Source organism: Mesorhizobium sp. M1406 (genome assembly GCF_040317555.1).
Taxonomy (GTDB): Bacteria; Pseudomonadota; Alphaproteobacteria; order Rhizobiales; family Rhizobiaceae; genus Mesorhizobium.
The window spans coordinates 55,003-80,396 of sequence record NZ_JAMYKW010000009.1 but is presented as its reverse complement, the minus strand read 5'-3'; the positions used below and the strand labels follow the sequence as shown (position 1 = coordinate 80,396).

General features: G+C 63.7%; 21 protein-coding genes and 1 pseudogene. 6 read left to right on the top strand and 16 right to left on the bottom strand.

Annotated features, from left to right (window positions below):
- Nucleotides 1-3 precede the first annotated feature (3 nt).
- The 6 genes from NKH03_RS11010 to NKH03_RS10985 form a co-directional block, all read right to left on the bottom strand.
- On the bottom strand, nucleotides 4-420 hold the full coding sequence (locus tag NKH03_RS11010) for a RidA family protein (RefSeq protein WP_352863551.1): 417 nt from the start codon (nucleotides 418-420) through the stop codon (nucleotides 4-6).
- A gap of 38 nt (nucleotides 421-458) precedes the next feature.
- Nucleotides 459-1,733, bottom strand: coding sequence for a flavin-containing monooxygenase (locus NKH03_RS11005; RefSeq protein WP_352968384.1), 1,275 nt, complete (start codon nucleotides 1,731-1,733; stop codon nucleotides 459-461).
- Between the two features lie 147 nt (nucleotides 1,734-1,880).
- The gene (locus NKH03_RS11000; protein WP_352968383.1) at nucleotides 1,881-3,485 is read right to left on the bottom strand and encodes a GMC family oxidoreductase; all 1,605 of its coding nucleotides are present in this window, start codon (nucleotides 3,483-3,485) and stop codon (nucleotides 1,881-1,883) included.
- Between the two features lie 96 nt (nucleotides 3,486-3,581).
- Entirely contained in the window at nucleotides 3,582-4,385 is an 804-nt protein-coding gene (locus NKH03_RS10995) for an ABC transporter ATP-binding protein (RefSeq protein ID WP_352863555.1), read from the bottom strand.
- Nucleotides 4,386-4,397: 12 nt separating this feature from the next.
- On the bottom strand, nucleotides 4,398-5,150 hold the full coding sequence (locus tag NKH03_RS10990; protein WP_352968382.1) for an ABC transporter permease: 753 nt from the start codon (nucleotides 5,148-5,150) through the stop codon (nucleotides 4,398-4,400).
- 193 nt (nucleotides 5,151-5,343) lie between these two features.
- Nucleotides 5,344-6,333, bottom strand: coding sequence for an ABC transporter substrate-binding protein (locus tag NKH03_RS10985; protein WP_352863558.1), 990 nt, complete (start codon nucleotides 6,331-6,333; stop codon nucleotides 5,344-5,346).
- Between the two features lie 1,068 nt (nucleotides 6,334-7,401).
- Between NKH03_RS10985 and NKH03_RS10980 the strand changes: the two are divergent.
- Nucleotides 7,402-7,582, top strand: a pseudogene (locus NKH03_RS10980) (quinone oxidoreductase); the annotation flags it as partial.
- Between the two features lie 305 nt (nucleotides 7,583-7,887).
- Here the strand turns inward: NKH03_RS10980 and NKH03_RS10975 are convergent.
- The 7 genes from NKH03_RS10975 to bglB form a co-directional block, all read right to left on the bottom strand.
- Nucleotides 7,888-8,976 (bottom strand): ABC transporter ATP-binding protein, encoded by a 1,089-nt coding sequence (locus tag NKH03_RS10975; protein WP_352863560.1) that lies wholly within the window; start codon nucleotides 8,974-8,976, stop codon nucleotides 7,888-7,890.
- A gap of 7 nt (nucleotides 8,977-8,983) precedes the next feature.
- A complete protein-coding gene (locus tag NKH03_RS10970) occupies nucleotides 8,984-10,036 on the bottom strand; it encodes a carbohydrate ABC transporter permease (protein ID WP_352863561.1) in 1,053 nt (350 codons plus the stop codon).
- Nucleotides 10,033-11,055 carry a carbohydrate ABC transporter permease gene (locus NKH03_RS10965; RefSeq protein ID WP_502910988.1) on the bottom strand — a complete coding sequence of 341 codons (1,023 nt, stop codon included), beginning with the start codon at nucleotides 11,053-11,055 and terminating at the stop codon, nucleotides 10,033-10,035. The genes NKH03_RS10970 and NKH03_RS10965 overlap by 4 nt, the downstream gene beginning before the upstream one ends.
- The gene (locus tag NKH03_RS10960; RefSeq protein ID WP_352863563.1) at nucleotides 11,052-12,320 is read right to left on the bottom strand and encodes an ABC transporter substrate-binding protein; all 1,269 of its coding nucleotides are present in this window, start codon (nucleotides 12,318-12,320) and stop codon (nucleotides 11,052-11,054) included. The genes NKH03_RS10965 and NKH03_RS10960 overlap by 4 nt, the downstream gene beginning before the upstream one ends.
- 84 nt (nucleotides 12,321-12,404) lie before the next feature.
- Nucleotides 12,405-14,924, bottom strand: coding sequence for a hypothetical protein (locus NKH03_RS10955; protein ID WP_502913503.1), 2,520 nt, complete (start codon nucleotides 14,922-14,924; stop codon nucleotides 12,405-12,407).
- Nucleotides 14,921-15,754 carry a 5-dehydro-4-deoxy-D-glucuronate isomerase gene (kduI, locus tag NKH03_RS10950; RefSeq protein WP_352863564.1) on the bottom strand — a complete coding sequence of 278 codons (834 nt, stop codon included), beginning with the start codon at nucleotides 15,752-15,754 and terminating at the stop codon, nucleotides 14,921-14,923. The genes NKH03_RS10955 and kduI overlap by 4 nt, the downstream gene beginning before the upstream one ends.
- The gene (bglB, locus tag NKH03_RS10945; protein WP_352968381.1) at nucleotides 15,751-16,851 is read right to left on the bottom strand and encodes a beta-galactosidase BglB; all 1,101 of its coding nucleotides are present in this window, start codon (nucleotides 16,849-16,851) and stop codon (nucleotides 15,751-15,753) included. The genes kduI and bglB overlap by 4 nt, the downstream gene beginning before the upstream one ends.
- Nucleotides 16,852-16,962: 111 nt before the next feature.
- Here bglB and NKH03_RS10940 point away from each other — a divergent pair, with 111 nt between their 5' ends.
- Entirely contained in the window at nucleotides 16,963-18,030 is a 1,068-nt protein-coding gene (locus NKH03_RS10940) for a LacI family DNA-binding transcriptional regulator (RefSeq protein WP_352863566.1), read from the top strand.
- On the opposite strand, the gene NKH03_RS10935 is transcribed toward NKH03_RS10940, so the two are convergent.
- Together NKH03_RS10935 and NKH03_RS10930 are read right to left on the bottom strand one after the other, a co-directional pair.
- Nucleotides 18,012-18,497, bottom strand: coding sequence for a flavin reductase family protein (locus NKH03_RS10935; protein ID WP_352863567.1), 486 nt, complete (start codon nucleotides 18,495-18,497; stop codon nucleotides 18,012-18,014). The two genes, NKH03_RS10940 and NKH03_RS10935, sit on opposite strands and share 19 nt — an antisense overlap.
- Entirely contained in the window at nucleotides 18,497-19,654 is a 1,158-nt protein-coding gene (locus NKH03_RS10930; protein ID WP_352968380.1) for an LLM class flavin-dependent oxidoreductase, read from the bottom strand. The genes NKH03_RS10935 and NKH03_RS10930 overlap by 1 nt, the downstream gene beginning before the upstream one ends.
- Nucleotides 19,655-19,821: 167 nt before the next feature.
- Between NKH03_RS10930 and NKH03_RS10925 the strand changes: the two genes are divergently transcribed.
- Complete coding sequence (locus NKH03_RS10925; RefSeq protein ID WP_352968379.1) at nucleotides 19,822-20,517, top strand: GntR family transcriptional regulator; 696 nt, start codon at nucleotides 19,822-19,824, stop codon at nucleotides 20,515-20,517.
- A gap of 60 nt (nucleotides 20,518-20,577) precedes the next feature.
- Entirely contained in the window at nucleotides 20,578-21,651 is a 1,074-nt protein-coding gene (locus tag NKH03_RS10920) for a Gfo/Idh/MocA family protein (protein ID WP_502913509.1), read from the top strand.
- A gap of 573 nt (nucleotides 21,652-22,224) precedes the next feature.
- Here the strand turns inward: NKH03_RS10920 and NKH03_RS10915 are convergent.
- Entirely contained in the window at nucleotides 22,225-22,896 is a 672-nt protein-coding gene (locus NKH03_RS10915) for a GntR family transcriptional regulator (RefSeq protein ID WP_352863575.1), read from the bottom strand.
- A 128-nt stretch (nucleotides 22,897-23,024) separates the two neighbouring features.
- On the opposite strand from NKH03_RS10915, the gene NKH03_RS10910 reads away from it, so the two are divergent.
- Together NKH03_RS10910 and NKH03_RS10905 are read left to right on the top strand one after the other, a co-directional pair.
- Nucleotides 23,025-23,612: an amino acid synthesis family protein gene (locus NKH03_RS10910; RefSeq protein WP_352968376.1), complete on the top strand. Its 588-nt coding sequence runs from the start codon at nucleotides 23,025-23,027 to the stop codon at nucleotides 23,610-23,612.
- Nucleotides 23,605-25,389: an alpha/beta fold hydrolase gene (locus NKH03_RS10905; protein WP_352968375.1), complete on the top strand. Its 1,785-nt coding sequence runs from the start codon at nucleotides 23,605-23,607 to the stop codon at nucleotides 25,387-25,389. Before NKH03_RS10910 ends, NKH03_RS10905 begins: the two co-directional genes overlap by 8 nt.
- Nucleotides 25,390-25,394 lie beyond the last annotated feature (5 nt).

Here is a 25,394-nt window from a genome sequence, read left to right as displayed (position 1 = left end):
TGATCAGTCCGGAATGACGGCGGTGCCGTCGATCTCGACCAGCCAGTCCGGCCGCGCCAGGGCCTGCACGACGAGACCGGTCGAAACGGGATGCACGCCTTTGATGTACTCGCCTATGGTGCGGTAGACCGCCTCGCGATGGCGCACGTCGGTGATGTAGACGACCACCTTCACCAGATGCTCCATGGTGCCGCCGCACTCCTCGATGAGCTGCCTGATGTTCTGCATCACCTTGTGCGTCTGCTCGGCCGGATCGTGGCTATCGACATTCTTGGCGGTGTCGAGATCCTGAGGACACTGGCCGCGCAGATAGACCGTCCGGCCGCCCCGCGTGACGACCGCCTGGCACAGATCATTGTCGAGCTTCTGCTCGGGATAGGTGTCTTTCGTGTTGAACTTGCGGATTCTCGTATGCGCCATTCTGGTCTCCATCAGATCGGGCTCGTGGCTGTTGTCGGTCAGGCGTCCATGGTCTCGCGCCGTGCGGCAGCATGGTAGGCCAGATATTTGCGCTGCGTCGAAATCCGGTCTGCGACATGCTTGGCATCATGCCAGACGCCCCAGATGAAACTCGATCCTCTTCGCGACTGCCAAGGCAGGCCGAGAAAATAGATTCCAGGCTCGGTCGAGACCCCGCGCTGATGCCTTGGCCGGCCCTTCTCGTCAAAGGCATCGACCTTCAACCAGCTGTAATCGACGGCAAAGCCTGTCGCCCAGATGATCGCCGCGATCCCGGCCCCGGCCAGATCGAGCTCACGAAGCGGATTGACCAGGCATTCCGGATCCGGGTCGATCCGCCGGGCCGCGGGCTCCTCCGGGAGGTCGAGACCGTTGCGCGCGACATAGGCGTCGGCCTCGTCCAGAAGCGACATCAGGTTGGCGTCACCGCGGGCAATGTTCTTCGCCAGATCGGGGGCGAAGGTCAGCACGCCGCCCTGATATGTCTTGGTCATGCCGACGAGGGTAAGCCCCTGCGCGGCCAGCCGACGGAAATCAATCGTTTCGCCCCCACGCGCGCCGCTCACCGCAATCGTGACATGTTCCGTGCCAGGCCCCGGGGTTTCGAGGTCCCATTTGCCGAGAACGCCAAGCCACCAGCAGAAATCGCGCCCGCGATAGGCTCGTGGCGGGCGGTCGTGCGGGCCGACCGAGAGGTAGACGCGCCGCCCCGAGCGCTGAAGCTCGTCGGCGATCTGCACACCTGACGATCCCGCCCCGACCACCAGCACCGCGCCCTTTGGCAACTGTCCGGGGTTGCGGTACGCGCTGGAATGAATCTGCAGAATGCCGGCATCGCCGGGGACAAGGGCGGGGATGACGGGGACCTGGAAAGGTCCGGTCGCCGCGACGATGCTGTTGGCTTCGATCACCCCATCGGACGTCTCGACTCGGAACCCGGGCCGACCGACATTTCTTTGCGCGAGCTTGACCTCGACGCCGCAGCGGATCGGCGCATTGATCTGCCTTGCATAGGCGGCGAAATAGTCCGCAACCTCTTCCTTGGAGGGAAAGCCGTCGGGACCCGTCACGGGATATTCCATGCTCGGGAAACGGTCATGCCAGGCTGGCCCATTGGCAACGAGCGAGTCCCATCGCTGCGAACGCCAGCGCTCGGCGATCCGGCCACGCTCGAGAACGAGATGCGGCACCGCGCATTTGCTCAGATGCTCAGACATAGCCACCCCGGCCTGGCCACCGCCGACGACAAGCGCGTCTATTTTTTCCACCGACATTTCTGCGTCCTTTCCCCCCAAGAGTTTCTGCGGATGCGAGGAGGTCAGATCGCTGGTGTACTGGAGGGACTGATTACCGAAAATTACGATTTCACGTGGCAGTGGTTAGCTTGTCCCTAAATGCCAGGAGAGTCGGCCAACGCGAGACTACGACAGCATCGCCCTGGCCGCCTTTTCGCCGATCATCATGGACGGCGCATTAGTGTTGCCGCCAATCAGCGTCGGCATGATCGAGGCGTCCGCCACGCGCAGATTGCCGAAGCCGCGCACCTTGAGGCCGGCGGGATCGACCACTGCCATTGCATCGGTGCCCATCTTGGCCGTGCCGACCGGGTGATAGACGGTCAATGCTTCGGCACGCAGATAGGCGAGGATCTCGTCGTCGGTGACGACATCGGGTCCCGGCAGGATTTCCGGTCCGCGAATATCGGCAAAAACTGGCGAAGCCAGGATCGAGCGCGCCAGCTTGATGCCTTCGACAAGGGTCAGGGCGTCCTGCCCGCCGCTGAAGAAGCGGTGATCGATCAGCACGTTGCGGCGGGTGCCGTCACGCTCAAGCGTGATTTCGCCGACGCTTCCGGGTCTGAGCACGCAGGTGTGCACGGCATAGCCGTGGCCATATTCGACGAGCCGGCCGCGATGGCTGCGGTAGCCCGGAACAAAGTGGAATTGGACATCGGGAATATCGCCGGCATATTTCGTCTTGGCGAAGCCGCCGGCCTCGACATAATTGGTCGTCAGCATGCCCTTGCGCCAGACGATATACTGAAAGGGTGCAGCCAGCATCGCCGGCAGATTGGCGAGCGACAGGCCAAGCGTCCTGGCGCCGTTCGACCGCACGGTGATCATGCCGTCGACATGGTCGCGCAGGTTCTTGCCGACGCCCGGCACGTTCATAAGCGGTTCTATCCCCGCCGCCTTCAGCTCGTCGGCCGGCCCGATGCCGGAAGCAAGCAGGATGCGCGGCGATCCGATCGCGCCCGCGCTGAGCACGATTTCGGCGCGGCATGTCAGCCTTTGGACCGCGCCGTCCTTGATCACATTGACGCCCGCGACGCGCCCGCTTTCGACGGCCAGATCAAGCACCTCGACGCCCGACAGGACCTGGAGGTTCGACCGGCCGAGAACCGGCCGGACGAAAGCGGTGTAGGCCGAGAAGCGCTGGCCCTTGTCCTGGGTGACGTTGTAGATGCCCAGGCCGAGTTGGCCATCGGCGTTGAAATCGCGGTTTTCGGGCAGGCCCAGGCCCCGACCCGCCTCTACCCACAGATGGGATACGGCGTTGGGATCCCGCGGATTGTCGACCAGCAGTTCGCCCTCGAAGCCATGATAGGCCGGGCTCTGGGACAGGAGGTTCCGCTCCAGTTTCTTGAAGACCGGCAGCACGTCGGCATAGGACCACCCCGCACAGCCGAGCGCTGCCCACTCGTCGTAATCCTGGGCGGCGCCGCGAATATAGACCATCGAATTGATCGAACTCGATCCGCCAAGAAGCTTGCCCCGGTTGACCGGTATACGGCGGTTGTTGAGCAGCGGCTGCGGCACGCCCTTGTAGCCGTAGTCGAAGGCCGGATTGCCGTAGAGCGAGAGAATGCCGGCCGGCACACGCACCCTTGTGCGGTCGTCACTGCCGCCGGCCTCGATGAGGCAGACGCGGTTGGCGGGGTTGGCGCTCAGCCTGTTGGCCAGGACGCAACCGGCCGAGCCCGCGCCGATGACGATATAGTCGAATTCCACGGTCGCGATGCTCATGCCGTGCCTATTTCGTGATCCACAACGAAGACCGCCGGTCTTCGTTTCATGCATGTCGTCTTCCCAAAACCGAGATCACTTTTGGGCGACATGCATTTAGTGCTCTTCGTCTTCGTCGTTCTTCAAGAGATCGAGGATTTCCCGCTTCATGGCGATGAAGTTCGGCTCCATGACCAGATCCATGCTGCGCGGACGCGGCAGGCCGACGCGGATTTCCTTCTTGATCTGGCCCGGCCGGCCGGACATGACGAGCACCCGATCCGCCAGCAGGATCGCCTCGTCAATGTCGTGGGTGACGAACAGGACGGTTTTCTTGGAATGGTCCCAGATCCTCAAGAGAAGCTTCTGCATGGAGTGGCGGGTCTGGCTGTCGAGCGCGCCGAAGGGTTCGTCCATCAGCAGCACCTGCGGATCGTTGGCGAGCGCGCGCGCAATCGCCACGCGCTGCTTCATGCCGCCCGACAGCTGCGAGGGATAATGGTTGGCGAATTTCGCCAGGCCGACCTCATGGAGAAAATGCTCGACGATCGCCCTGCGCTCGGCCGCCGACATGCCCTTGCGCTTCGGACCGTATTCGACGTTCTGCGCCACCGTCAGCCAGGGAAACAGCGTGTAGGCCTGAAACACCATGCCGCGATCCGGACCCGGCTCGGTGACCGGCTTGCCGCCGACGGCGATCGTGCCGCCGGTGCGCTCCTCGAGTCCGGCGATGAGATAGAGCAGGCTCGACTTGCCGCAGCCGGATGGGCCGACGATCACACAGAACTCATTGGGCGCGACATGGAACGAGATGCCGTCCAGCGCCAGCACGGCGTTGTCGCCCGTGCCGTAGCGCAGCGCCACATTGTCAACGCCGATGTCGGCGCTCTTCGGTTTCGTCGCGAGTGTCAGGGCGTCCATTTCAGCAAATCCTCAATTGGCCCAGGGAGCGACGAGGCGGCGGATGCCCCGGAACAATTGGTCGGTGCAAAGACCAAGGATGCCGATCATGGCGATGGCCATGAAGATGACGTCGACCTGGAAGCCGCGCATCGCCTTGAGCGAGATGTAACCAAGTCCGCTGCGGGCGGCGACGAGTTCGGCGACGACGAGATAGGTCCAAGCCCAGCCCATAGTGACGCGCAGCACGTCGAGCACGTTGGGAAGCGTGGCCGGAAAGACAATGTGGAAGACGGTGTCGCTGCGTTTCGTGCCAAGCGTATAGGCTGCGTTGACGAGGTCGCGCTGGACGCTGCGGGCGCTGTCGGCGATCATCACCAGCTGCTGGAAGAAGATGCCGAAGATGATGACGGCCACGCGCTGCTCGACGCCGATGCCGATCCACAGGATGAACAGTGGTACGAAGGACGTCACCGGTAGATAGCGGATGAAATTGACAAGCGGATCGAGCGCCGCCTGGACGATGCGGTAGGTGCCCATCGTCAAGCCGAGCGGCACCGCCACGATACTCGAAATGACGAAACCGATCAGCACCACCTGGACGCTGGCGAGCACGTGCTCCCACAAGGAGCCGTCAAGCGCCATCCTGATGGTGGTGGACAAGACGGATTCCGGGCGCGGCAGGAACATTTCCTTGACCGCTCCGGAATAGGTCAGAGCGAACCAGCCGCCGATGACCGCACACCAGACCAGGACGCTGAGCGTGATGGAGAGAGGGCGCGACACGGCCTGAAACGGCGTGGCGACAGCTTTCCGGGCGGATCGACCGGGCTGATTTTTATCCACGCTCTTGGTCACGATATGGCTGATGGGAGACGTTGCATTCGGTGCCAATGTCACAGGGAAACCCTTTGGGCTGGATAGACCGCAGGCGAAAGGCTCGGCCTGCGGTCCAACGAACTCGCTTTGCGAGGCCAGATCACTTTGTCAGGAAGGACGGATCGACGAGGTCATCGTATTTGATGTCCATCTTGAGCTTGCCGAAGCCGCCCCAGACGTCGCCGCCGAGCTTGATCAGCTTGCCGGCTTCGCCATTCTCGCCACCGGCGAAAAATTGCGCATTGCGCTCCTTGCCGTAGAAGTTCACGCCCGCGGCGGAGGAGGCGAAGTCCTTCGGATCCTTGAGCCAGCCGCCGACGCCCTTAGCCATCACTTCATAGGCTTTCTCGGGATTTTCCTTGATGAACTCGTTGGCCTTGTAGAGCCCCTTCACCAGCGCCTCGACATCCACTGGATTCTTCGTAATGTAGTCGCAGTTCAGCGCCACCACGTCGACGATCAAGCCGGGCGTCTTCGACGAGTCGATTAGGACCTGGCCCTTGTTTTCCTTCTTGGCCAACGTCAGATGCGGCTCCCAGGTGACGGCAACGGGAATGCGATCGGCCATGAAGGCGGCGGCGGCATCATCCGCCGTCATATTGGTGACCTTCACATCGGCCTGGCTAAGACCGGCCTGCTTGAGCAGGATGTTGAACCAGAACTGCGAGACCGAGCCTTCATTCAGCCCGACTTCCATGCCCTTGAGGTCGGCGACGCTCTTGACGCTGCTCGGCGCCAAGACGCCGTCGCCACCATGGCTGTCGTCCAATGCATAGACCGATTTGAAGCAGACGTCCTTCGAACGGTACTTCATGATTTCGTCGATGGTCGAGGCGCTGCCGTCGAGCTCGCCGGCGGCGACGGCCGCCATGTACATCGATGCTTCCTCGATGACTTCGAGCGAGACTTCGAGGCCGCCTTCCTTGAAGTAGCCCATGTCGCGCGCAAGGAAGAGCGGGCCGTATCCGACCCAGGTCGTCATGCCCAGCTTCAAGCTGCCGGCTTCGGCGTGGAGGCTCACCGAAAGCGCGCTGAGGGCAATGCCGGCCGAAAGCGCGGCACGGCGAAACTTCGAGATTATTGTCGTCATCACGTTCCCCTGTCTTTTTCTGAGATCAGGCGCTGTCCGCACCAAAACAACCCGCTTTCGGACGCATCGCCGAAGGCTGCCACCTGACGTTCTTTTTGTTCTCTTTCAGCCGGCGGATGGAGCAAAGCACGCTGTGTGCGATGCACAAATAATGATTTTCGATAATTCTGCTTAGGCTGGGCCTAACCAAACCGGCGCTGCCGCGTCTGCGCCACCCACAGACTTTGGCGTGAGGCTGACGATCCCGATGACTTCATCGTTGCTTTCGGAGACGTCAACGACGGTCGCCTCCTCTGTATGGCCGGAACTGGCGAAGCCAGCTATTGACCTAGCTTCTAGGCCGCGACCTGCCCTCGCGCATTCAATGGCGACATCAACACACGAGCGCCTTCGAGCAATTTGAGGCTGTGGCCGAGTTCAGAACCCGCCTAATTGCACGTCGTTGCCGCCGATTACCGCACGCATCGCTGAAAGGTCTTTTGGAGCCGGGAATGTTGAGCTACGTGTGACGGGTGCCATTAAGAAGACGGAGAAAACTCACGAACGGCCCAAACCATTTTACCCCGAAGCCATAGATTTACCCGGCAGCGCTCAATTCAAACTCGATAAATTAGGCGTAAGATATTGATATATAATAATATGGTGGGCCCGGAGGATGTACCGGAATCATTGATTTCATTGACTTTTTCGTGGGCCAAAATCAGAAATCTTGCCGTATAGTTCCGTATGGTCCCGCGGCAGCCAAACAGTCGAATATGGCGACCCTATGCCCCCTTCGCACCAGGACCGGCCATCCAGATCGCTTCGCGCGTCATTGGCACTTTTCGGACGGCGCCAAAGCTCGGCCTGTTCGGAGATCGCCAGTTCGTCGTGGAGGTCGAGATAGCGGGCGATGCTCACTCTGCCCGAACCTCTGCAAGTCCTGGCTTTATGACAGGTTGATCACCATATTGCGCAGGAGCGCGACGGATTTTCGCATACCTTCCATCGGGGTTAGCTCGTGTCCTCGTGCTCGATCGACAAGACATCGTCGTCGCCGACCTGCTTGAGCACGGTACCGAACTGCCGCCACTAGTTTATGATGGCTCCGGGCCGGCGACCTTTCGAAGGGTCGCTCGACATACTACGCCGATTGGGAACGTTCTGCTGGTATGGCCCGGTGCTTGGAGGCCCGGGTCCGCTCGATATCACGAGCCTGCCTAAGAGCATCAAGATCGGCTATGCAACATTTTTCGACCATATCCATACGCCCGATCGGCGCGCACGGTTTGCACGGCATCTACCTTACAGTTCCAGGATTGCTGAACCTGGCCGCCAATGGCGAGATCGCCGGACGCATCGCGCCACGACCGCAATTTGTCGGCATGGGCGACCAGGATCCGTTGACGCCGCCGGCAGCTGTCGATTGCGCGCTCTCGCAAACACGAGCCGCTATGAGCGGGCCAGAGCCGGCGACCATCTCATCCTTCACCGGGAACCCGAGAGCGGCCATGTCGAAACGCCAGCCATACGCGCCGCCGTGGCCGGCTTTTTCCGGCGCTTCCTTACTGACGATTAGCGCGAAGCGACGCGCAGCCCGGCGGAATCGAAGAGGTGCAGCCGCTCCGGCGGCAAAGCCAGGCTGAGCGGCAGGCCCTGCGTTTCGACGCCTTGCCGCTTGAGCACGGCGACCAGCTTGTTGTCGCCGGCAATAATGGCATGAACGACAGTTTCCGGGCCCAGCGCTTCGGCCAGCGTAACCTGCGCGCTGACCGCGCCGCTGCCGCCGTCCGAAAGTTCGATGTCGTGTGGCCGGATGCCAAGCGTCGCGTCGTCTCCCGGCTTTAGCGCGGTCCCGTCGGCTGCGACCGCGGCCGAAAGCCCGCCCGGACCGTCGACATGCACCTCGGTCGCGCTGGCGGAACACACCTTGACCGGCAGCAGGTTCATGCGCGGCGCACCGATAAAGCCTGCGACGAACAGGTTGGCCGGCGCATTATAGAGGTCGAGCGGTCGGCCGATCTGCTCGATCTTGCCGGCGCGCATCACCACGATGCGATCGGCGAGCGTCATCGCCTCGACCTGGTCATGGGTGACATAGATCATCGTGGTGGCCAGCCGCTTGTGCAGGGCTGCGAGTTCGGCGCGCGTCGAGATGCGAAGTTCAGCGTCGAGGTTGGACAGCGGTTCGTCGAGCAGGAAGGCGGTCGGATTGCGCACCACCGCACGGCCGATCGCCACGCGTTGCTTCTGGCCGCCGGAGAGCTGCCCTGGCCTGCGGTCGAGATAGGGCGCGATTTCCAGCATGCGCGCCGCTTCCGCGATGCGCCGGTCGATCTCGGCTTTCGGCATGCGGATGTTTTCGAGCCCAAAGGCAAGGTTCTGGCGCACGCTCATATGCGGGTAGAGCGCATAGGACTGGAACACCATGGCGAGCCCGCGCTGTGCGGCCGAGACCTCGGTGACGTCGGCGCCGTCGATCTCGATCTTGCCGCCGGTCGGTTGGTCGAGCCCGGCAATCAGCCGCAGCAGCGTGGACTTGCCGCAGCCCGACGGGCCGACAAGCACCAGCATCTCGCCGTCGCCGACATCTAGACTGATGTCGTGCAGGATCTTCACCTTGCCGTAGGCGCGATCGATGTTGGTCAGCGTTATGCGTCCCATGGCGCCCTCACTTCAGCCCGGTGCCGGCAATGCCGGAGGTGATGTATCGCTGCAGGAAAACGAAGACGAGGACGACGGGGATCATCGTCACCACGGTCATCGCCAGGATGTAGTGCCACTGCACATTGAGCTCGCCGGCATAGGTGTTGAGCCCGACCTGGAGCGTGTAGAGTTCCTTGCGCGACAGCACCACCAGCGGCCACAGGAAGTCGTTCCAGCGCCAGACCACCGAGAAGATCGCCAGCACCGCGAGCGCCGGTGCCGCGAGTGGCAACACGATGCGCCAGTAGATCTGCCATTCCGACGCATTGTCCATGCGCGCCGCATCAAGCAGTTCGTCGGGGATGGTGAGCATATACTGGCGCAACAGGAACACGCCGGTTGGTGTGGCCACCGTCGGCAGGATGACGCCCCACAGCGAATCGAGCAGGCCAAAGGCGCTGACCACCGAATAGAGCGGCACCAGGATGACCGAGAGCGGCACCATCAGCGTGCCGACGATCAAGAGCATGGTGAAATCGCGGCCGCGGAATTTGTATTTTGACAACGCAAAGGCGGCCATCGAATTGGTCAGCAGCGTGATCAGCGTCGCCATAGCAGTGACGAAAACCGAATTGCGGAGATAGCGCAGGAAGTCAAAATGGACGAAGGGTTCGATATAGTTCTCAGTCGCGAAGCCGATCTCACGCACCGGCTGCCGGTCGGCAATATTGACCTTGATGATGTCCTTCGGCGCCTTGGGATCGATCATCTGCGCCACGATGCCGATGCGGCGCACCTCGGCCATCACCTTGCTCGAGCCGTCCGGCAGCTTCACCGTGTAAAGGGTGAGCGGCTTGTCATAGCCTTCGACGCTCGTCTGCTGGCTGACATACGGCAAAATTGTCGGCGGGAACTCTGAGAGCTGTGCCGGCGTCTTCAACGACGAACCAACCAGCCAGATGGCCGGGCCGAATATGATGACGAGACCACCGACGAGCCACAGCCAGGTCACAGTGTCGGTCCAGTGCCAGGAGCGGCCACCGCGCCGGCGGGTCAGGAATGCGGCGACGCCGCTCATTGCCGCGCCCCCTTGCGTTCGCCCCGGCGCCCGACCTGCAACTGCACCAAGGTCAGCACGACCAGCACCAGTCCCATCAGGATGGAGGCCGCCGAAGCCAGCCCTGGATTGCGCAGCAGCGAGGCGAAGCCGATCTCGTAGATGTACTGCGTGAGATAGAGGGTTGAGGTTCCCGGACCACCGCCGGTCAGCACATAGACCTCGTCGAATATCTGCACGGCGCGGATCAGCGCCAGCACGATGACGACAAGCAGGTTCGGCATCAGCATCGGCAGCGTGATGCGCCAGAATACCCGCGCCGGCTTCGTGCCATCCATCTCAGCCGCCTCGTAGAGGTCGCGCGGGATAGCCTGCAGGCCGGCAAGCAGGATGAGTGTGTAGAAGCCCATATGCGCCCAGACCGAAACGCTGACGGCGGCAGTGAAAGCCCAGAATCGGTCGGTCAGCCAGTTGTGCGGCTCGCCCCCAAAGTCATGGACGATCATGTTCAGCAGCCCCTGGCGCTGCAGGATCCAGCGCCAGATGAGGCCGGTGACGACGGGCGACAACAGCACCGGAAAGAAGAACACCGCGCGCCAGAACGAGCGCCCGACGATCTCGCGGTTGAGGATCAGCGCGGTCGCCATCGACACGACCGTCATCAGCGCCACCTGCACGACGACGAACAGGCCGGTGTTGTGCACGGCCTTCCAGAACAGGTCCTCGCGGCAGGTGGCGGTGTCCAGGTAGTTGCCGCAATCGAGCAGGCGCTGGTATTGCTCCAGCCCCACATAGCTGCGGTCCTGCAGGAAGTAAGCCGTCCCTGAGGTGGCCGAGTAGAAGAAATTGATGACCAGCGGCACCAGGACGAAGATGCCGAAGATCGCCATGTTGGGGGCGAGGAAGAAGGCGGCCATGCCGCCGGTGCCCGTCGCGCGCTGCCAGGCGTTGAGCGGCACGTTGACGATCGACGCCAGCCATAAGACCGGCGCCGCGAGCACAGCGCCGGTCCATGCCTTCAATGTCGCAGCGACGCTCACTTGGCCTCGGCGACTTTGTCGGCGATATCCTGGTCGATCTTGACCCAGGCAGCGTCGAGGGTAAGTTCGCCGGCCATCACCTGGCTGACACGGGTCACCAGTGCGGCGTAGTAGGCATTGGCCCATTTCCACGGCGGCAGCGCGTCGGCTGCCGGCAAGGTCTCACCCGCCGCCTGGACAAACTTGTCGAGCGCCGGACCGACATTCTTGTCGGCCGAACCCCACTTCAATCCGCCTTTCGCGATGACGCCTTTGTGCGCTGGCAGGAACAGCGTGCGCTCACTGAACTCCTTCACCACGGCTTCGCTGGCCAGGTAATCCATAACCTTGGCAACGTCCTTGGGGTTCTTGGTGTATTTGATGGCAACGAGTGCCGCGCCACCTTTCAAGCCCGAACACCCCGCGGTGCCGCAGGGCGAGCCGGTCGCGATCCAGTCGAAACTGTCGCCAATCTTGGTCGACAAATTGGCAACCTGCCAGCTGCCTGAATAGTAGAACGGGATCTGCGCGTTTATGAAATCGTCCGTTGCAGCGCGATAGGTCGAGCCTGCCGCCGACACCCAGGTGTCCTTCAGCATCAGGCCCTTGGCGGTCCAGTCTACGAGCTTACCGACGAACGCCTTGGTGCCGTCGTCGACCTTCGCCGGCTTGCCGTCGGCGCCGACGTAGTTCGCACCGTAGGATACGGTGGCGCCCGAAATGCGGTGACCCGAGCGGTCGATGGCGAACGCTGCCGGCAGCTGCTGGCTCTTCGCAACTTCGGCGGCGGCGTTGATCCAGTCGTCCCAAGTCGCCTTGTCGCCCGGCAACGCGACGCCGGCCTGCTCGAACAGCGTCTTGTTGGCGAAGCCGCCGGTGAGCGTAAGCTGGGTCATGAAGCCGGTGATGGCCTTGGAGCCGTCGGGTCGCATCCAGTCCAGCGTGTCGCCGAAATTGTCGTCCCAGTATTTCGCGTCGGCGACCAGTGGCCTGAGATCCAGCCAGTGCTGGGCGAGTTCCTTGATGTTGGTGACGCGCGCAATGTCCGGACCCTGGCCGGCTTCGAGCTGGATCGGCAGCTGCTCCTGGATCACCTTGTAGGCGACGTTGTCGAGGGTGATGTGGATGTCGGGATTGTCCTTCATGAAGCGGTTCAGGATGTCCTGGATGACATCGCCTTCGACACCGTCCGAATACCACATGATGCGCACGTCGCCGGCAAACGCGCTGGTCGATGCGAGCAGGCTGACCGATAGCGCGGCCAGCAGAGTGCGGGTCTTTTTCATGCTTTCGTCTCCTCCTTTGTCGGGGGCTCGCCCCGATGGTCCAAGCCGCCATGCCCTCCTCCCATGAGGGGCGCGGCGATCCTCCTATTCCCTGCGCTGCATGCGCGTCGCCTCACCGCGCACGGTCCAGTCGGCTGGATTAAGTATCCGTCCCTCAGCCACCACTTTCGCGTCGGCGAGGAAACGCACAGTGCCGTATTCCGGATCCTCAACGATAAGCTCGCCTTCGGCCCCCGGCCGTACCGACATGTCGGCAAAGGCGGTGACCCAGGCGTCGAGCGCCGGCAGGTCGGCGTTCTTGTCCCCGAGGCGAACGACCCAGATCGTCTTGCGCCCCGCCGCCCGCAACTCGTTGCCGGCGGTCTGCCCGCCCTTGATCTGCGTCAGCGGCACATCCGTCTTCAGCATGGCAAAGGCGTTGCCCGATTGCGCGAAGGCGCGGCGGCCATCCACCTGCGCGGCGTCGAAGGCGCTGGCCGGGAACCAGGCATGCGTGAAGTCGGGCTGTTCGTCCGAACAGGCAAAACTGACGACGGCAAGGTCGCGGTATTGGTGAACCCTCGGCAAGGTGCCGGAACCGCCCCAATAGGACGGGCGGCCATAGCCGGACTGCAAGACTTCACCCGGATGGTTGATCCAGATCTGCGCATCGGCATTGTTGCCCAGCCGGGCATGGATGACGGTCTCCTGATAGCCCCACTGGTTCCAGCGATAGCCGGCGGCGCTGCCCATCGCATGGTTGCGCGTCTTGTGGTGGTAGAGCCGGGCGAAGCGGTCCTGTCCCTGCGCAAAAGCCCATTCCCACGCCGTATCGTCGGCAAGAGAGGCAATAGGCGCCAGCTCGGCGGGAACGCTCAATCCGTGGTCGCGAAGGCAGAGCGCCAGCTGCGGCAGCGCATGGAAGCGCATGCCGTAATTGCCCTTGCCCCAGACCATGCGGCAGATGCCCGATAGCTCCAGCGAGCGCGCGGCGCGCAGCGTGTGCTCATAGGAGCGGCCTTGCGCGCCGGTCAGCATGCCGTGATGCGCCGAGCGGGCGACGATCTCGAGCAGGCGGATGATGGCTTTGCCGGCACGCTCAGCGATGTCCTTGTCCGGAGCGAGTGCATAGAGCGCGCACAGGCCCTTGAGGTCGATCGGGAAATAGGGCGCCGAGTTGAACTCAGCCATCTCCCATGCCTCGAAATGGTAGAGCCAAGCCCGCACCCGCGCCGCTCCCACAGCCGACTGCTCGCGGCCAAGGCGGCTTGACCGCACAAAGCGTGCGTCGGGTAATAACCCGCCGGCGATATAGGCGGCGGTGTGGAAGAGCAGTGCGTGGTTCTCGGAAAAATACCACTGCACATCGTTGCCGGGCTCGTCCATCCAGTAGCGATAGCCGAGAATGGCCTTGTCGACGCGCCCACGCAGGTCCGCCGCCAGCCGGTCGCCATAGACCCCACGGCACCACAGCAACGGCACCAGGATAAAGTCGGCGCAATCGTGACAATCCTCGATAGCCGGCAGCGCGCCGGAGATCATGGCGTCGGTCTCCGCACCCGCCTGCCCGATCGCCAGGCGCGCCAGCGCGCGCACCGTATCGGCCTCGGCGTGACCCGCGACTTCGCCCAGTGCCTCATCGATGCGCGCGGCGATCGTTGCCGGCGCGTCGCCCTGGCGGCGCGCGTGACAGATCTCGACGCCGAACACACGCGATGCGCTGTAGTCGCCGACTGTCAGCGTCACCTTGAAATGGCGAAAGTCGGCGGGCAGCTGCTCGGTGTCAGCGATCGGCAGCCGCGTTTGCCCTTTGGGCAGATCTAAGCCGAAGCGCACCGGCGCCTCGATCGACATGAAATCGCCCTCGATCTCGATCGCGACTTTTGCGTCGCGCGGTAAGGCCACGCCGGTGACCAGCGCCACCTCGCCGCCATCATAGGCTGGACGCTCGAAATGCATGTCGTCGAGGGCTGCTTCCATCGCGTTGGCGACGCCGCCCTCGACCTCGATCGGCAGTGCGATAGAGATTGCCGGACCTGAGAGATAGTCGAGCTGGAAATAATAACGGGCGTCGCGTTCGGCGAGATCGTCGAACCAGATGCGGATGGTGTTGCGGCCGGCCTTCAGCGCGATGCGAAAATCCTCGGCGCTTTCCAGATTGCGGCCGTAGGGCGCCATCCAGCCGCCTTCCGCGCCATTGGCGAAGAGGATGGCGCCGCCGCATGTGCGTAGCCTGAGCAGGGCCTCGCCGGCCGAGGCGGCCTCTATGATCGTCTCGGCCCAGCTTCCGAGCACCGTTGGCCGGAACCAGAACCCCGACAGGTCGACGCGCGGCGAGGCGAAGGGCAGCCAGATGCGCGCGGCGCTGAACTCAGCTGTGATTTGAGGCCGCTTGCCGCGGCGCTCGGCTACGAACTCGGTGCGGCACGGATATTCATGCGGAATGAAATTCTTGTGCTTGGTCAGGAAGAAGAAGGGATCCATCTCCCCCTTCATCGGCTGGTCGGCGACGTCGTAGCGCTGCTCGGCGATTGAGCCCAGCCGCCAGTAGACGATCGGCTGGCCCGACGCGACCGGCCGGCGCAACGCAAAGTCGGCTTGCATGGTGTGGGCGGCCTCGCTCATCGCAAATCCTTCACGGCAACCGGATCGACGTCGGTGTAGGCCTGGTTCTCGCCGGTCATGCCCCAGACGAAGGCATAGGGGCCGGTGCCGGCGCCCATATGGATAGACCAGGCCGGCGACAGCACGACGTCACCGTCGGCGACCATCAGATGCCTGGTATTGTCCGGCCGGCCCATCAGGTGGACCACACGGTCCGCTGCTGCGAGGTCGAAATAGCAATAGGCCTCCATGCGCCGTTCGTGCAGGTGAGGCGGCATCGTGTTCCAGACGCTGCCGGGCGCGAGGTCGGTGATGCCCATCAACAAGAGGCAGGACGGCGCCACTTCGGGATGGATATACATGCGCAGCGTGCGCTTGTTGGCGCGCGCCTCCTCGCCCAGCACCAGCGCCTTGGCTTCGCTCTTGGCAATGAGGCGGTGGGCAATATCGGCGCCGGCCGGCACCGAGTTCATGTAGAAATGCGCCGGCCTTTCCGGATCGTCGCTCTCCAGCGCCACCTCACGCGCGCCGCGTCCGACATAGACGACGTCGCGGTTGGCGACGGCGAAGCGCAAGCCATCGACCATGACAGTGCCGCTGCCGCCGAGATTGGCGATGCCCATCTCGCGCGCGGTGAAGAAGAGTTCGGTTCCGACATCGGCCCCGTTGCCGAACAACAGCGGGTTGGCCAGCGGCACCGCGCCGCAGACGATCATGCGGTCGATATGGGTGTAGGCGAATTCGATGGCGCCCGGCCGGAACAGGCCGTCGACCAGAAATTCGGCCTTCAGCCGCTCCGTGTCCATGCCGGCGATGTCGCCAGGCGATGCGCCATAGAGCGTTCGCATCATGCCGCCTCCACCTTCGCCTGCAGATGCCGTGAGCCTTCGGTCAGGCACAGGATGGCCAGCGCCTGGCCGTAACCCGTCGGGTGTATCGGGATGTCGCGGTAGAACTGCAGATCGTGTCCCATGCGCGTGCCGTAGGACACGTTCGCGACCACACCCTTGTCGTCGATGTTGGCGACCACCGCTTCAAGAGCCCGCAGGCCGGCGACACGACACTCCGTCGGGCCGATGCCAAGCCGCGCGGCCTTCATCAGCCCATAGCCGAAACCGGCTGTGGCAGAAATTTCTTCGTAGGAGGTCGGATCGTCCAGCAGAGTATGCCATGCGCCCGATCCGGCCTGCACGTCGAGCAGGGCCTTGATCTGCGTTTCCAGCACGCCGAGCAGATAGGTCCGCACCGAAGGCGATATCTCGGCGAATTCCACCAGATCGAGGATGCCCACCGTGATCCAGGCATTGCCCCTCGCCCAACGGGCGCGGGCGAAATTGTGCCTGCCTTCGAACGTCCAGCCGTGGAACCACAGGCCGGATGCCGGATCGGCGAGGTAGCGGGCGTGGACGAGGAACTGCCGCTCCGCCTCCTCGACGAAGCGGCGCTCACCGGCGGCCCGACCATAGGAAGCGAGGAACAGCGCCACCATGAACAGCGTGTCGTCCCACAATTCGTCGTCGTTGACCCGGTCCGAAACATTGTGCTGGAAGCCGCCTTCGGGCGTCCGCGGCATGGCGCTGACCACCCGCTCGGCCCACTCGCGCAGGACCGGCTCGAAGCGCGGCTGGCGCCGGCGACGCCACAATTCGCTGAGCGCCAGCAAGGGTGCAGTGGTGTTGACGTTCATCGCTGGCAGTCCGACTGCGATATGCCTGTCGTACCAAGCCTCGATCGTCTGCAGCAGCCGATCGTCGCCGGTCCGCGCCCACAATCGAACCAGCCCATAGAGCCCGACGCCCTGCGGCCACTCCCAACTGTCGAAGCTGACGTAATCGCCCGGCGTCCCGTCGAGGTTCGGCTCATCGAACCGCCCGTCGTGGCGCAGGCCGGCCATGCCCGCCACGAGGCTCGCAAGCGCGGAATTCAGACGTTGGGCCGACAGCGGCATCACTCCTCCCGTTTTTCTCGCCTCCATGAAGACTGTTCCACAGGCATTTTTCTTGCGCAATCTGAAAATTTTTTGCAGAGTTGAGCAACTTTGCCGGAGACGCAGAAGCGCATGACTGTCCAAGGCAAGCGGGGCCGTCCCAGCCGCCGCATCCGACTTGAGGAAATTGCGGCGCGGTGCGGTGTGTCGGTCAGCACCGCCTCGCGTGCGCTCAGCGGCGTTGCCGGTGTTAGAAATGAGCTGCGCACCTCGATCATCGATACGGCGAAGTCGATGAATTACGCCATTCCTGCTTCGGCTGCCGGCCGCAGGGTCATCCTGGCCGCAAGCAGCGTGGCGATGGTCGACAGCGCCCGCAGCCAGTTCACCTACCACGTGCTTGACGGACTCAACGAACGCGCCCGGCTGCTCGGCGTCGAACTGGTCACCCGGCCGGTGGCGACGCCGCAGGACGAGACCGCCCTTTTGCGCGAAGCCGAGCACGACGACAGCGTCGCCGGTTGCCTCTTTCTGACGCTGGATGATGACGACGTGCTGACACTGGCGGCCGGCTTCTCCAAGCCGATCGTTCTCGTCAACGGCGACGATCCCTCGATGCGCCATTCGAGCGTGACGCCCTGCAATCGTTCCGCTGCCATGCTTGCCGCGCAGCACCTGATCGGCCTTGGCCACCGCCGCATCCTGTTCCTGATGCGGCGTGGCCGGCGCACGATCGAACGGCGCTACGAGGGTTGGCGCGACGCGCTGATCGCGCACCGCATTACCGGCTTCGAGGACCTCGTTGTCGAGGTGCAGGACTGGCTGCCGGAGCTTGCGAGCAAAGCCGTGAAAGAGCGCATCGCCACGCGCGGCCTGGATTTCACTGCCGTGCTGACGGCCGGCGACAGCCTGGCCTTCGGTGCGATCGCCGGCGTTCAGGAAGCCGGATTTTCGGTGCCTGCCGACGTGTCCGTCGTCGGCATGGACGACCTGCCGCTGGCGGCTTTCTGCAGCCCGCCGCTCACAGCGATGCATATTCCGATGCGCGAGATCGGGTCGGCGGCTCTCAGCCTGCTGCTCGACGACATGGCCCATTCGGGATCGCCGCCGCGCCGCGTCGAACTCGCCTGCCATCTCGTGGTGCGCCAGTCGACGGCACCAGCCCGGGCCGACGCCGGCCGTCATCTGCCCGCGCCTTGAGCCCGGGACTTGCCGCCGGCAAAGAGCAGCGGCGAACCTTCTTGCGTCTCCAGTTCAAGGACGCGTCCAAGCAGGATCAAATGATCCCCTGCCGCGAAACGGTCGGCGACGCCGCATTCGAACCGCGCCAGCGCCCGCGGCAGCAGCGGCACACCGTGCTCATTCCACGAGAGGTCGAGACCGGCGAAGTCGGAACCGGATTTCGAGAAGCGCCAGCACAGATCGGTCTGGTCTTGCGCCAGCACGTGGATGGCATAATGGGTGGCGTTGGCGAAGGCGTCGAACCGGCGCGAGTGGCGACCGATTGACCACAGTACCAGCGGCGGATCGAGCGACACCGACGAGAAGCTGTTGGCGGTTATCGCGACCGGCCCGTCGACTGTGGCGGCGGTGACGACCGTGACCCCGGTGGCGAAGCGCCCGAACGCGTTTCGCAAAAGGCGTGGATCGCACACGATATGCTCCATCAGCGCCGCTCCTCTGTTCCCAATGGTGTCGCCGGGATCCGGTCCGGCACCCGGCCATAGGCGTGCGGCAGCGAGCATGTCTTGAGTTGTGGCAGCACCTTGGTGCCGAATTGACGCGCCTCGTCGAGATGCGGATAGCCGGAAAAGATGAAGGCACGGATGCCCATCTTCATATACGCCTCGATCTCCGACAGAACCTGGTCGGCTGAGCCCACCAGCGCCGCGCCGCAGCCTGACCGCGCCCGCCCGATCCCCGTCCACAGATGCGGCTCGACAAAGCCTTGCGCGTCGGCGGCCTCACGCGCCCTGGCCTGGTGCGACACGCCGAGCGATCCGACGTCGAGCGCCCGTTCGCGGATCGCCTTGCCCTGCTCGTCGTCCAGTTTCGAAACCAGCTCGCGGGCATAGTCCTTCGCCTCGGCCTCGGTATCGCGCACGATTATGTGGACGCGCAGCCCGTAGTCGAGCGTGCGCTCATGGCGCGCGGCGCGCTCGTGCACGGCTTTCATGCGGCCGGCGAGTTCTTCCTTCGTCTCCGGCCACATCAGGTAGACATCGCACTGTTCGGCGCAAAGCTCGAGCGCGTCGGGCGAGTAGCCGCCGAAATAGAGCAGCGGGCCGCCATTCTGCTGATAGGGCTTCGCCGGCGCCGTCGAGAGGCCCTTAAAGCTGTACACCTCGCCCTCGAAATCGATGCTGTCCCGGGTCCAGGCCTGGCGCAGGATCTGCACCACCTCGCGGGAGCGCCGGTAGCGGTATGCACTGTCGGCCGTCTCGCCCGGAAAGTCCGACGAGATGATGTTCACCGTCAGCCGGCCTTCAAGCATGTGGTCGAGCGTAGCGACCGTGCGTGCCAGCATGATCGGCTGCATCTCGCCGCAGCGTATGGCGGCGAGCATATTGATCTTCGACGTTATCGGCGCGCAGCCGGCAACGAAGCTCAGCGTGTCCTGGCCGACCTGATAGGATGACGGGCACAGGATGTTGCGGAAGCCGAGGTCCTCGGACGTCTTCACGATCTGCGAGCAGTGCGCCCAGCTCGAGCGCAGCGCGCCATCCGCTACGCCGAGATGGCGATAGTCGTCCGAACAGAGCGCGGCGAACCAGGAGACTTCGGCTGCGTCGAGATCCGGCGAGGTGATTGGGACGATGGTCATTGCCCACCCTTTTGCAGACGACTTGGGTTGCGAATGGGTCTTGCGTAGCAGCCGTTTTGATGTAGATCAATACTGTATCAATTTTTGACACCGCCCGGAGAACCGGGATGCGATTGGGAAGCGGGATGCAATTGACAAGGGCCGACCCCGGCCACCGATCCAGCCAGATGCGCGGCCCCCTGCCCATGCACCTGCAGATCAGTGAGATGCTGATCCGCGAAATCGCGGCCGGACGCCTGGCCGACGGGGCGCGGCTGCCGCCCGAGCGCGAGATGGCCGGTAGCCTTGGAATCGCTGTCGGCACGCTCAGGCGCGCGCTTGCCGAACTGACCGAAAAAGGGCTTCTCGATCGCATCCAGGGGTCGGGCAACTATGTGCGGGCGCGCGGCGATCTGCTCGGCGTCTATGCCTTCTTCCGGTTGGAGCGCATCGGCGGTGGTGGCCTGCCGACAGCCGACGTGCTGTCGGTCGAGCGTCTGCCCAAACCGTCCGACTTGCCGGAATTCGGCAGTGCAGACGAAGCGCACCGCATCCGCCGCCTGCGGCGGCTCGACGGCGAGCCCGCCGCCGTCGAGGAGATTTGGCTCGACGCCAGCCGTGCCGAGCGGCTCGAGCGCGACGACCTGTCGGAATCGCTCTACCTCCATTACCGGCTCGCGCTCGGCTTCTCGATCGTTCGCGCAGAGGATCGCATCGCCGTTGCACCCGTGCCTGACTGGGCCCCGGCCGATCTCAGGCCGCTGCCTGCGACGGTCGTTGGATTCATCGAGCGCATCGCCTGGGCCGGCGACGGAGCCAGCGTGGAATTTTCCCGCAGCTGGTTCGACCCGAGCGTGGCGCGCTACGTGATACGTTTCAAATAGACCGAAGGAAGACGCTGCGTGACCAAATCATCGATCGGCTACGGCATCATCGGCTGCGGCATGATGGGCCAGGAGCACATCCGCAACATCGCCCTGCTACCGGACGCCCATGTCGCCGCGATCTTCGAACCGGACCCCGGCATGCTGGCAGCGTCGCTGGCGATGACGCCGGGCGCCCGATCGGCAGGGTCGGTCGCCGCGCTGCTGGCCATGGACGAGATCGATTGCGTTCTGATCGCCAGCCCGAACCATCGCCACCTTGCCCAGTTGGAGGAGATCGCCAAACTGCGGCCGTTGCCAGTGCTGGTGGAAAAGCCGCTCTTCACTGACGTCGCCGACGAAGGGCGGATCGCTGCGCTGAAGGCCCGGCTCCCGCTGGTCTGGGTGGCCATGGAATACCGCTATATGCCTCCGGTCGCCGCCTTCGTCGAGCAGGCCGGCGACGCCACCGGCGGCATCCGTATGCTGACCATTCGCGAGCACCGCTTCCCCTTCCTGGCCAAGGTCGGCGACTGGAACCGCTTCAACCGCAACACCGGCGGCACCTTCGTCGAAAAATGCTGCCACTTCTTCGATCTGATGCGGCTGATTCTCAAATCTGACCCTGTCCGTGTGATGGCGAGTGCGGGACAGGCCGTGAACCATCTCGACGAACGCTACGACGGCGAGACGCCGGATATTCTCGACCATGGCTACGTGCTCATCGACTTTGCCAGCGGCGCGCGCGCCATGCTGGAGCTGTGCATGTTCGCCGAGGGCAGCCGCTACCAGGAGGAACTCTCCGCCGTCGGCGGCAACGGCAAGATCGAATGCCTGGTGCCCGGACCGGACCGCTTCTGGCCGCGGCATCTCGGCCCTGCCCCGGTGCCGCAGCTCATCGTCAGCCCGCGCAACCCGCCGGGACCGCAGGTCCTGGAAATCCCGGTCGATCCGCAGCTGCTCGCGGCAGGCGACCATAACGGCTCGACCTATTTCGAGCACGCCCGCTTTGTCGCGGCGGTGCGCGGACAGGGCAAGGTGGAGGTGACCTCGCAGGACGGCTGGTGGGCCGTCATCATGGGTCTTGCCGCCGAAATCTCCGCCCGCCAAGGCCGCGCCATCGACCTCGCCAGTGAATTCGCGCTGCCAACTTAGGGAGTGCTGCCCTGGCGAGATGGCAGCCAGCGGCCACCATCATTGCACCCGGCCACGGCGAAATATTCCCACATCGTTCGTTGCTCGAATATCCGAGGGGTTCGAGTCCAAAACGCCGAGGTTGTTATGGTCATAAAACAAAATAGAATCAATAAGTTAAAGCGATGGTGGGCCCGGAGGACGTATTAAGATCGTTGATTTTATTGGTTTTTTCGAGGGCCAGAATTGGAAATCTTTCCGTAGTGTTCCGTATGGTTCCACGGCTTGCGGCGTTGGCCGCCGGCGCCCACGTCCCACCCCCCAAACGCGCCAAGCGCTGCTCGATCAGAGGCACTTGTGCAGTATCTCTGTGGCGTAGGGAAATTGCCCCAACGGGCGGTCACAGACTTGAGAGTCCCACTTTGGAGTTCGCCTCTGCCCCGTAGCTTCACCCAGGTTCGGTCCGAATGTCGGTCTTGACAGGCCTTTAACCCGGCACCGATCAGCGCCTTGCGGCCCGCCATTGGGATCGTAGCGTAGCGGGCTAGGCCGGGACTTTGTATTAATGCTTGAGCTTCACAACAAAACGCACTGTCACCTCGAGCGCAACAACTGTTGCGCGATAGACCAGGCTTGTTCGACATGATGTCGGGCGGCCGCCTCGGCTTTGTCCGGGTCGCGAGACTTGATTGCGTCCATGATCGCGGTCATTTCGCCTATCGCCGGTTCCCGGCGATTGGTTGAAGTTATGGTCATCGACCGCAGTTGGTTGATGCGGACGTTCAGCCCTGTGACGATTTCCCAGGCAATGCGCTTGTCGGCCGCTTCGAACAGCGCCTCGTAGAATTTGGTCGTCGCCCGCATCACCGCGACCGGCACGCCTGAGGCCCACGCTTCGAAAAGATTGGTCAAAGCGCCGTCGAGCACGGCGATCTGGTCGTTCGTTGCCGACATGGCGCAAGCCCGCGCCGCGATGCCCTCCAGCAGCGCCCGCAGTTCATAGATCTCGTCGGTGCGGCCGAGATCCGGCTTGGCCACGGCAGGCCCATGGCCGGGTATCATCTGCACCAGGCCTTCCGCCTCCAGTTGCCGCAGGACCTCGCGCACGACCGACCGGCTGACCCCAAGCTGATCGCAAAGCGGCCGCTCGACCAGCCTTTCACCGGGCTGGAAATGGAAGCCCATGATCGCCTCGCGCATACGCTCCAGTGCCAGCGTCCGCAACGTCTTGGCAGAGCGGTCGATCCGCAGCGTATCGTCTGACATTTTCTCTCCGCTTCCTCGCGCTGCCACAAAACAGATTCCATGGCCAGTTGACAAGGTTCTTGGCGCTCCATAGCATGGTATACCATAAGATGACGGGGCGAAACTGTGCCATCCGACCGAGGATTTTGATGAAACCGGCCATTCGAAAGATCGTCACCTACATCGAGAACACGCTGATCGAAGGCGGCAAGGCCGCACCCCAGCCGCTGCGCCTGATCGGCGTCGCCGCGGTGCTGACGAACCCCTGGGCCGGCCGTGGTTTCACCGAGGATCTGTCACCGGAGATCCGCGCCGTCGCTCCCGTCCTCGGCGAACTGCTGACGCGCGAGATCATCGCCGTCGCCGGTTCGGGCGAGGCGATCGAAGGCTACGGCAAAGCCGCCATCTGCGGCACGGCGGGCGAGATCGAGCATGCATCGGCGCTGATCCATACGCTGCATTTCGGCAACCACTACCGTCGCGCGGTCGGCGCCAAGACCTATCTCGCCTTCACCAATCTGCGCGGCGGGCCGAACGCGCCGATCATGATCCCGCTGATGGACAAGAACGACGAAGGCCGCCGCTCGCACTATCTGACCGTGCATTTCCAGATCGGCGACGCCCCCGCTCCCGACGAGCTTGTGGTGGCGCTTGGCGCTTCGATCGGCGGCCGCCCGCATCACCGCATCGGCGACCGCTATCAGGACATCAAGGAGGTGGGAGACCTGCATGGCTGATGCCGCCGCCCCCGCATGGATCCGGGACAAGGCTCCGGACGGCACCGGCTTCATCCGCGCCGGCTCCGGCGCGCCGGTTCTGCTCATCCACGGCGTCGGCATGAACGCGGCGATCTGGCGCGATCAGATGGCGTCGATGCAAGACCGCTACGACCTGATCGCCATCGACATGCTCGGCCACGGCAACTCGCCGCTGCCGCCGGAAAATGCCACCCTGTCGGATTTCGCCGACCAAGCGCTGCGCCTGCTCGACCATCTCGGTCTCGCCTCGGTGTCGATCGTCGGCCATTCGATGGGCGCGCTGGTCGCCCTCGAAATCGCCCTTCGCGCGCCCTCGCGCGTGCGCTCCATCGTCTGCCTCAACGCGGTCTTCCGCCGCCCCGGCGCCCTGGCGCGGTCCGTGCGCGAGCGAGCGGCGGCGCTGGGCTCACAGGGCGATGCTTCCGCCATCGCGGCAACGCTGGCCCGCTGGTTCGGCGACCCGCTGCCGGAAAGCCTGGCGGGTGCGGCGGCAACAGCTCGCGCGGCTCTTGAAGGCGTCGACCCAGAAGGCTACGCGCGCACTTATCGCCTTTTTGCCCATGCCGATGCCGAGCATGCCGCTACTCTGGCCGGGCTGGCCGTACCGGCCCTGTTCATGACCGGGTCTGACGACAGCAATTCGACTCCGGCCATGTCGGCGGCGATGGCAAGGCTCGCGCCGCACGGCCAATGCTTGGTGCTCAGCGAAGAAAGGCACATGATGGCGATAGCTTCCCCCGGAAAAGTGACTCAACACATCAGCACCTTTCTCGACGTCGAAGCTGCGGCACCGCTGGCCGATGCCACCTTCGACAGCGGCGAATTCCGGCGCGCGCTCGGCTCCTTCCTGACCGGCGTCACCATCGTCACCACGGTCAGTGCGGAAGGCGAGCCGCGCGGCTTCACCGCCAACTCCTTCACCTCGGTCTCGCTCGAACCGCCGCTGGTGCTTATCTGCATCGCTAAGAAGGCGCTGGGACACAGCGCCTTCTCGACATCGAAAGGCTTCGCGATCAACATCCTGTCGGAAAGTCAGAAAGCGCACTCCGGCATCTTTGCCTCCAAGGCCGCGGACAAGTTCGCGAGCGTGGCCTGGCAACCCGGCCAGACCGGCAATCCGCTGATCGAGGGTTCCGTCGCGGTCTTCGATTGCGCCATGCAGCAACTGGTCGACGCCGGCGATCACTCGATCCTGATCGGCCGCGTTCGCGACTTCAGTCACAACGGCGCACAGCCGCTCGGCTATTGCCGGGGCACCTATGTGACACCAGGCCTCAGCCAGGAAGCGCTGGCCGCGGCGCCGCCCGATACGGAAGTCGGCGCCATTCTCGAGAATGACGGCCGTGTGCTGTTCTTCGAAACATCCGACGGCTTCCACGAATTGCCGGCCGGGCGCGGACTGGGCACGCCGAGCGATGCGCGTAGTCTGAAGGGGCGTCTTGCCTCCAAGGCCATCGACGCGCAGCTCGGCTTCCTGTTCGCCGTCTGGGACGATGTATCAGCTCCATCGCGCACACATGTCTATTATCGCGGAACGGTCGACGGCCCCTGTTCCGACGATCGTCGGATCAGGCTTGTCGAGATGGAGCAGATAACCGATCTCAGGATCGCCGATCCGGCGGTGCGCTCAATGCTTGGCCGCTATGTTCGCGAACGCACGGAGGATGCATTCGGCGTCTATGTCGGCAACGAGGTCGAAGGCGAAGTTCGGCCGCTCGCCAAGCCCTCGCCAGTTCTTCTGTCCGGTCGCGGGTGACGCTG

Coding starts and splice junctions, on each gene's coding strand:
- NKH03_RS11010 (WP_352863551.1), bottom strand. CDS start 420: ATGGCGCATACGAGAATCCGCAAGTTCAACACGAAAGACACCTATCCC.
- NKH03_RS11005 (WP_352968384.1), bottom strand. CDS start 1,733: ATGTCGGTGGAAAAAATAGACGCGCTTGTCGTCGGCGGTGGCCAGGCC.
- NKH03_RS11000 (WP_352968383.1), bottom strand. CDS start 3,485: ATGAGCATCGCGACCGTGGAATTCGACTATATCGTCATCGGCGCGGGC.
- NKH03_RS10995 (WP_352863555.1), bottom strand. CDS start 4,385: ATGGACGCCCTGACACTCGCGACGAAACCGAAGAGCGCCGACATCGGC.
- NKH03_RS10985 (WP_352863558.1), bottom strand. CDS start 6,333: ATGACGACAATAATCTCGAAGTTTCGCCGTGCCGCGCTTTCGGCCGGC.
- NKH03_RS10975 (WP_352863560.1), bottom strand. CDS start 8,976: ATGGGACGCATAACGCTGACCAACATCGATCGCGCCTACGGCAAGGTG.
- NKH03_RS10970 (WP_352863561.1), bottom strand. CDS start 10,036: ATGAGCGGCGTCGCCGCATTCCTGACCCGCCGGCGCGGTGGCCGCTCC.
- NKH03_RS10960 (WP_352863563.1), bottom strand. CDS start 12,320: ATGAAAAAGACCCGCACTCTGCTGGCCGCGCTATCGGTCAGCCTGCTC.
- NKH03_RS10955 (WP_502913503.1), bottom strand. CDS start 14,924: ATGAGCGAGGCCGCCCACACCATGCAAGCCGACTTTGCGTTGCGCCGG.
- kduI (WP_352863564.1), bottom strand. CDS start 15,754: ATGATGCGAACGCTCTATGGCGCATCGCCTGGCGACATCGCCGGCATG.
- bglB (WP_352968381.1), bottom strand. CDS start 16,851: ATGCCGCTGTCGGCCCAACGTCTGAATTCCGCGCTTGCGAGCCTCGTG.
- NKH03_RS10940 (WP_352863566.1), top strand. CDS start 16,963: ATGACTGTCCAAGGCAAGCGGGGCCGTCCCAGCCGCCGCATCCGACTT.
- NKH03_RS10935 (WP_352863567.1), bottom strand. CDS start 18,497: ATGGAGCATATCGTGTGCGATCCACGCCTTTTGCGAAACGCGTTCGGG.
- NKH03_RS10930 (WP_352968380.1), bottom strand. CDS start 19,654: ATGACCATCGTCCCAATCACCTCGCCGGATCTCGACGCAGCCGAAGTC.
- NKH03_RS10925 (WP_352968379.1), top strand. CDS start 19,822: ATGCGCGGCCCCCTGCCCATGCACCTGCAGATCAGTGAGATGCTGATC.
- NKH03_RS10920 (WP_502913509.1), top strand. CDS start 20,578: ATGATGGGCCAGGAGCACATCCGCAACATCGCCCTGCTACCGGACGCC.
- NKH03_RS10915 (WP_352863575.1), bottom strand. CDS start 22,896: ATGTCAGACGATACGCTGCGGATCGACCGCTCTGCCAAGACGTTGCGG.
- NKH03_RS10910 (WP_352968376.1), top strand. CDS start 23,025: ATGAAACCGGCCATTCGAAAGATCGTCACCTACATCGAGAACACGCTG.
- NKH03_RS10905 (WP_352968375.1), top strand. CDS start 23,605: ATGGCTGATGCCGCCGCCCCCGCATGGATCCGGGACAAGGCTCCGGAC.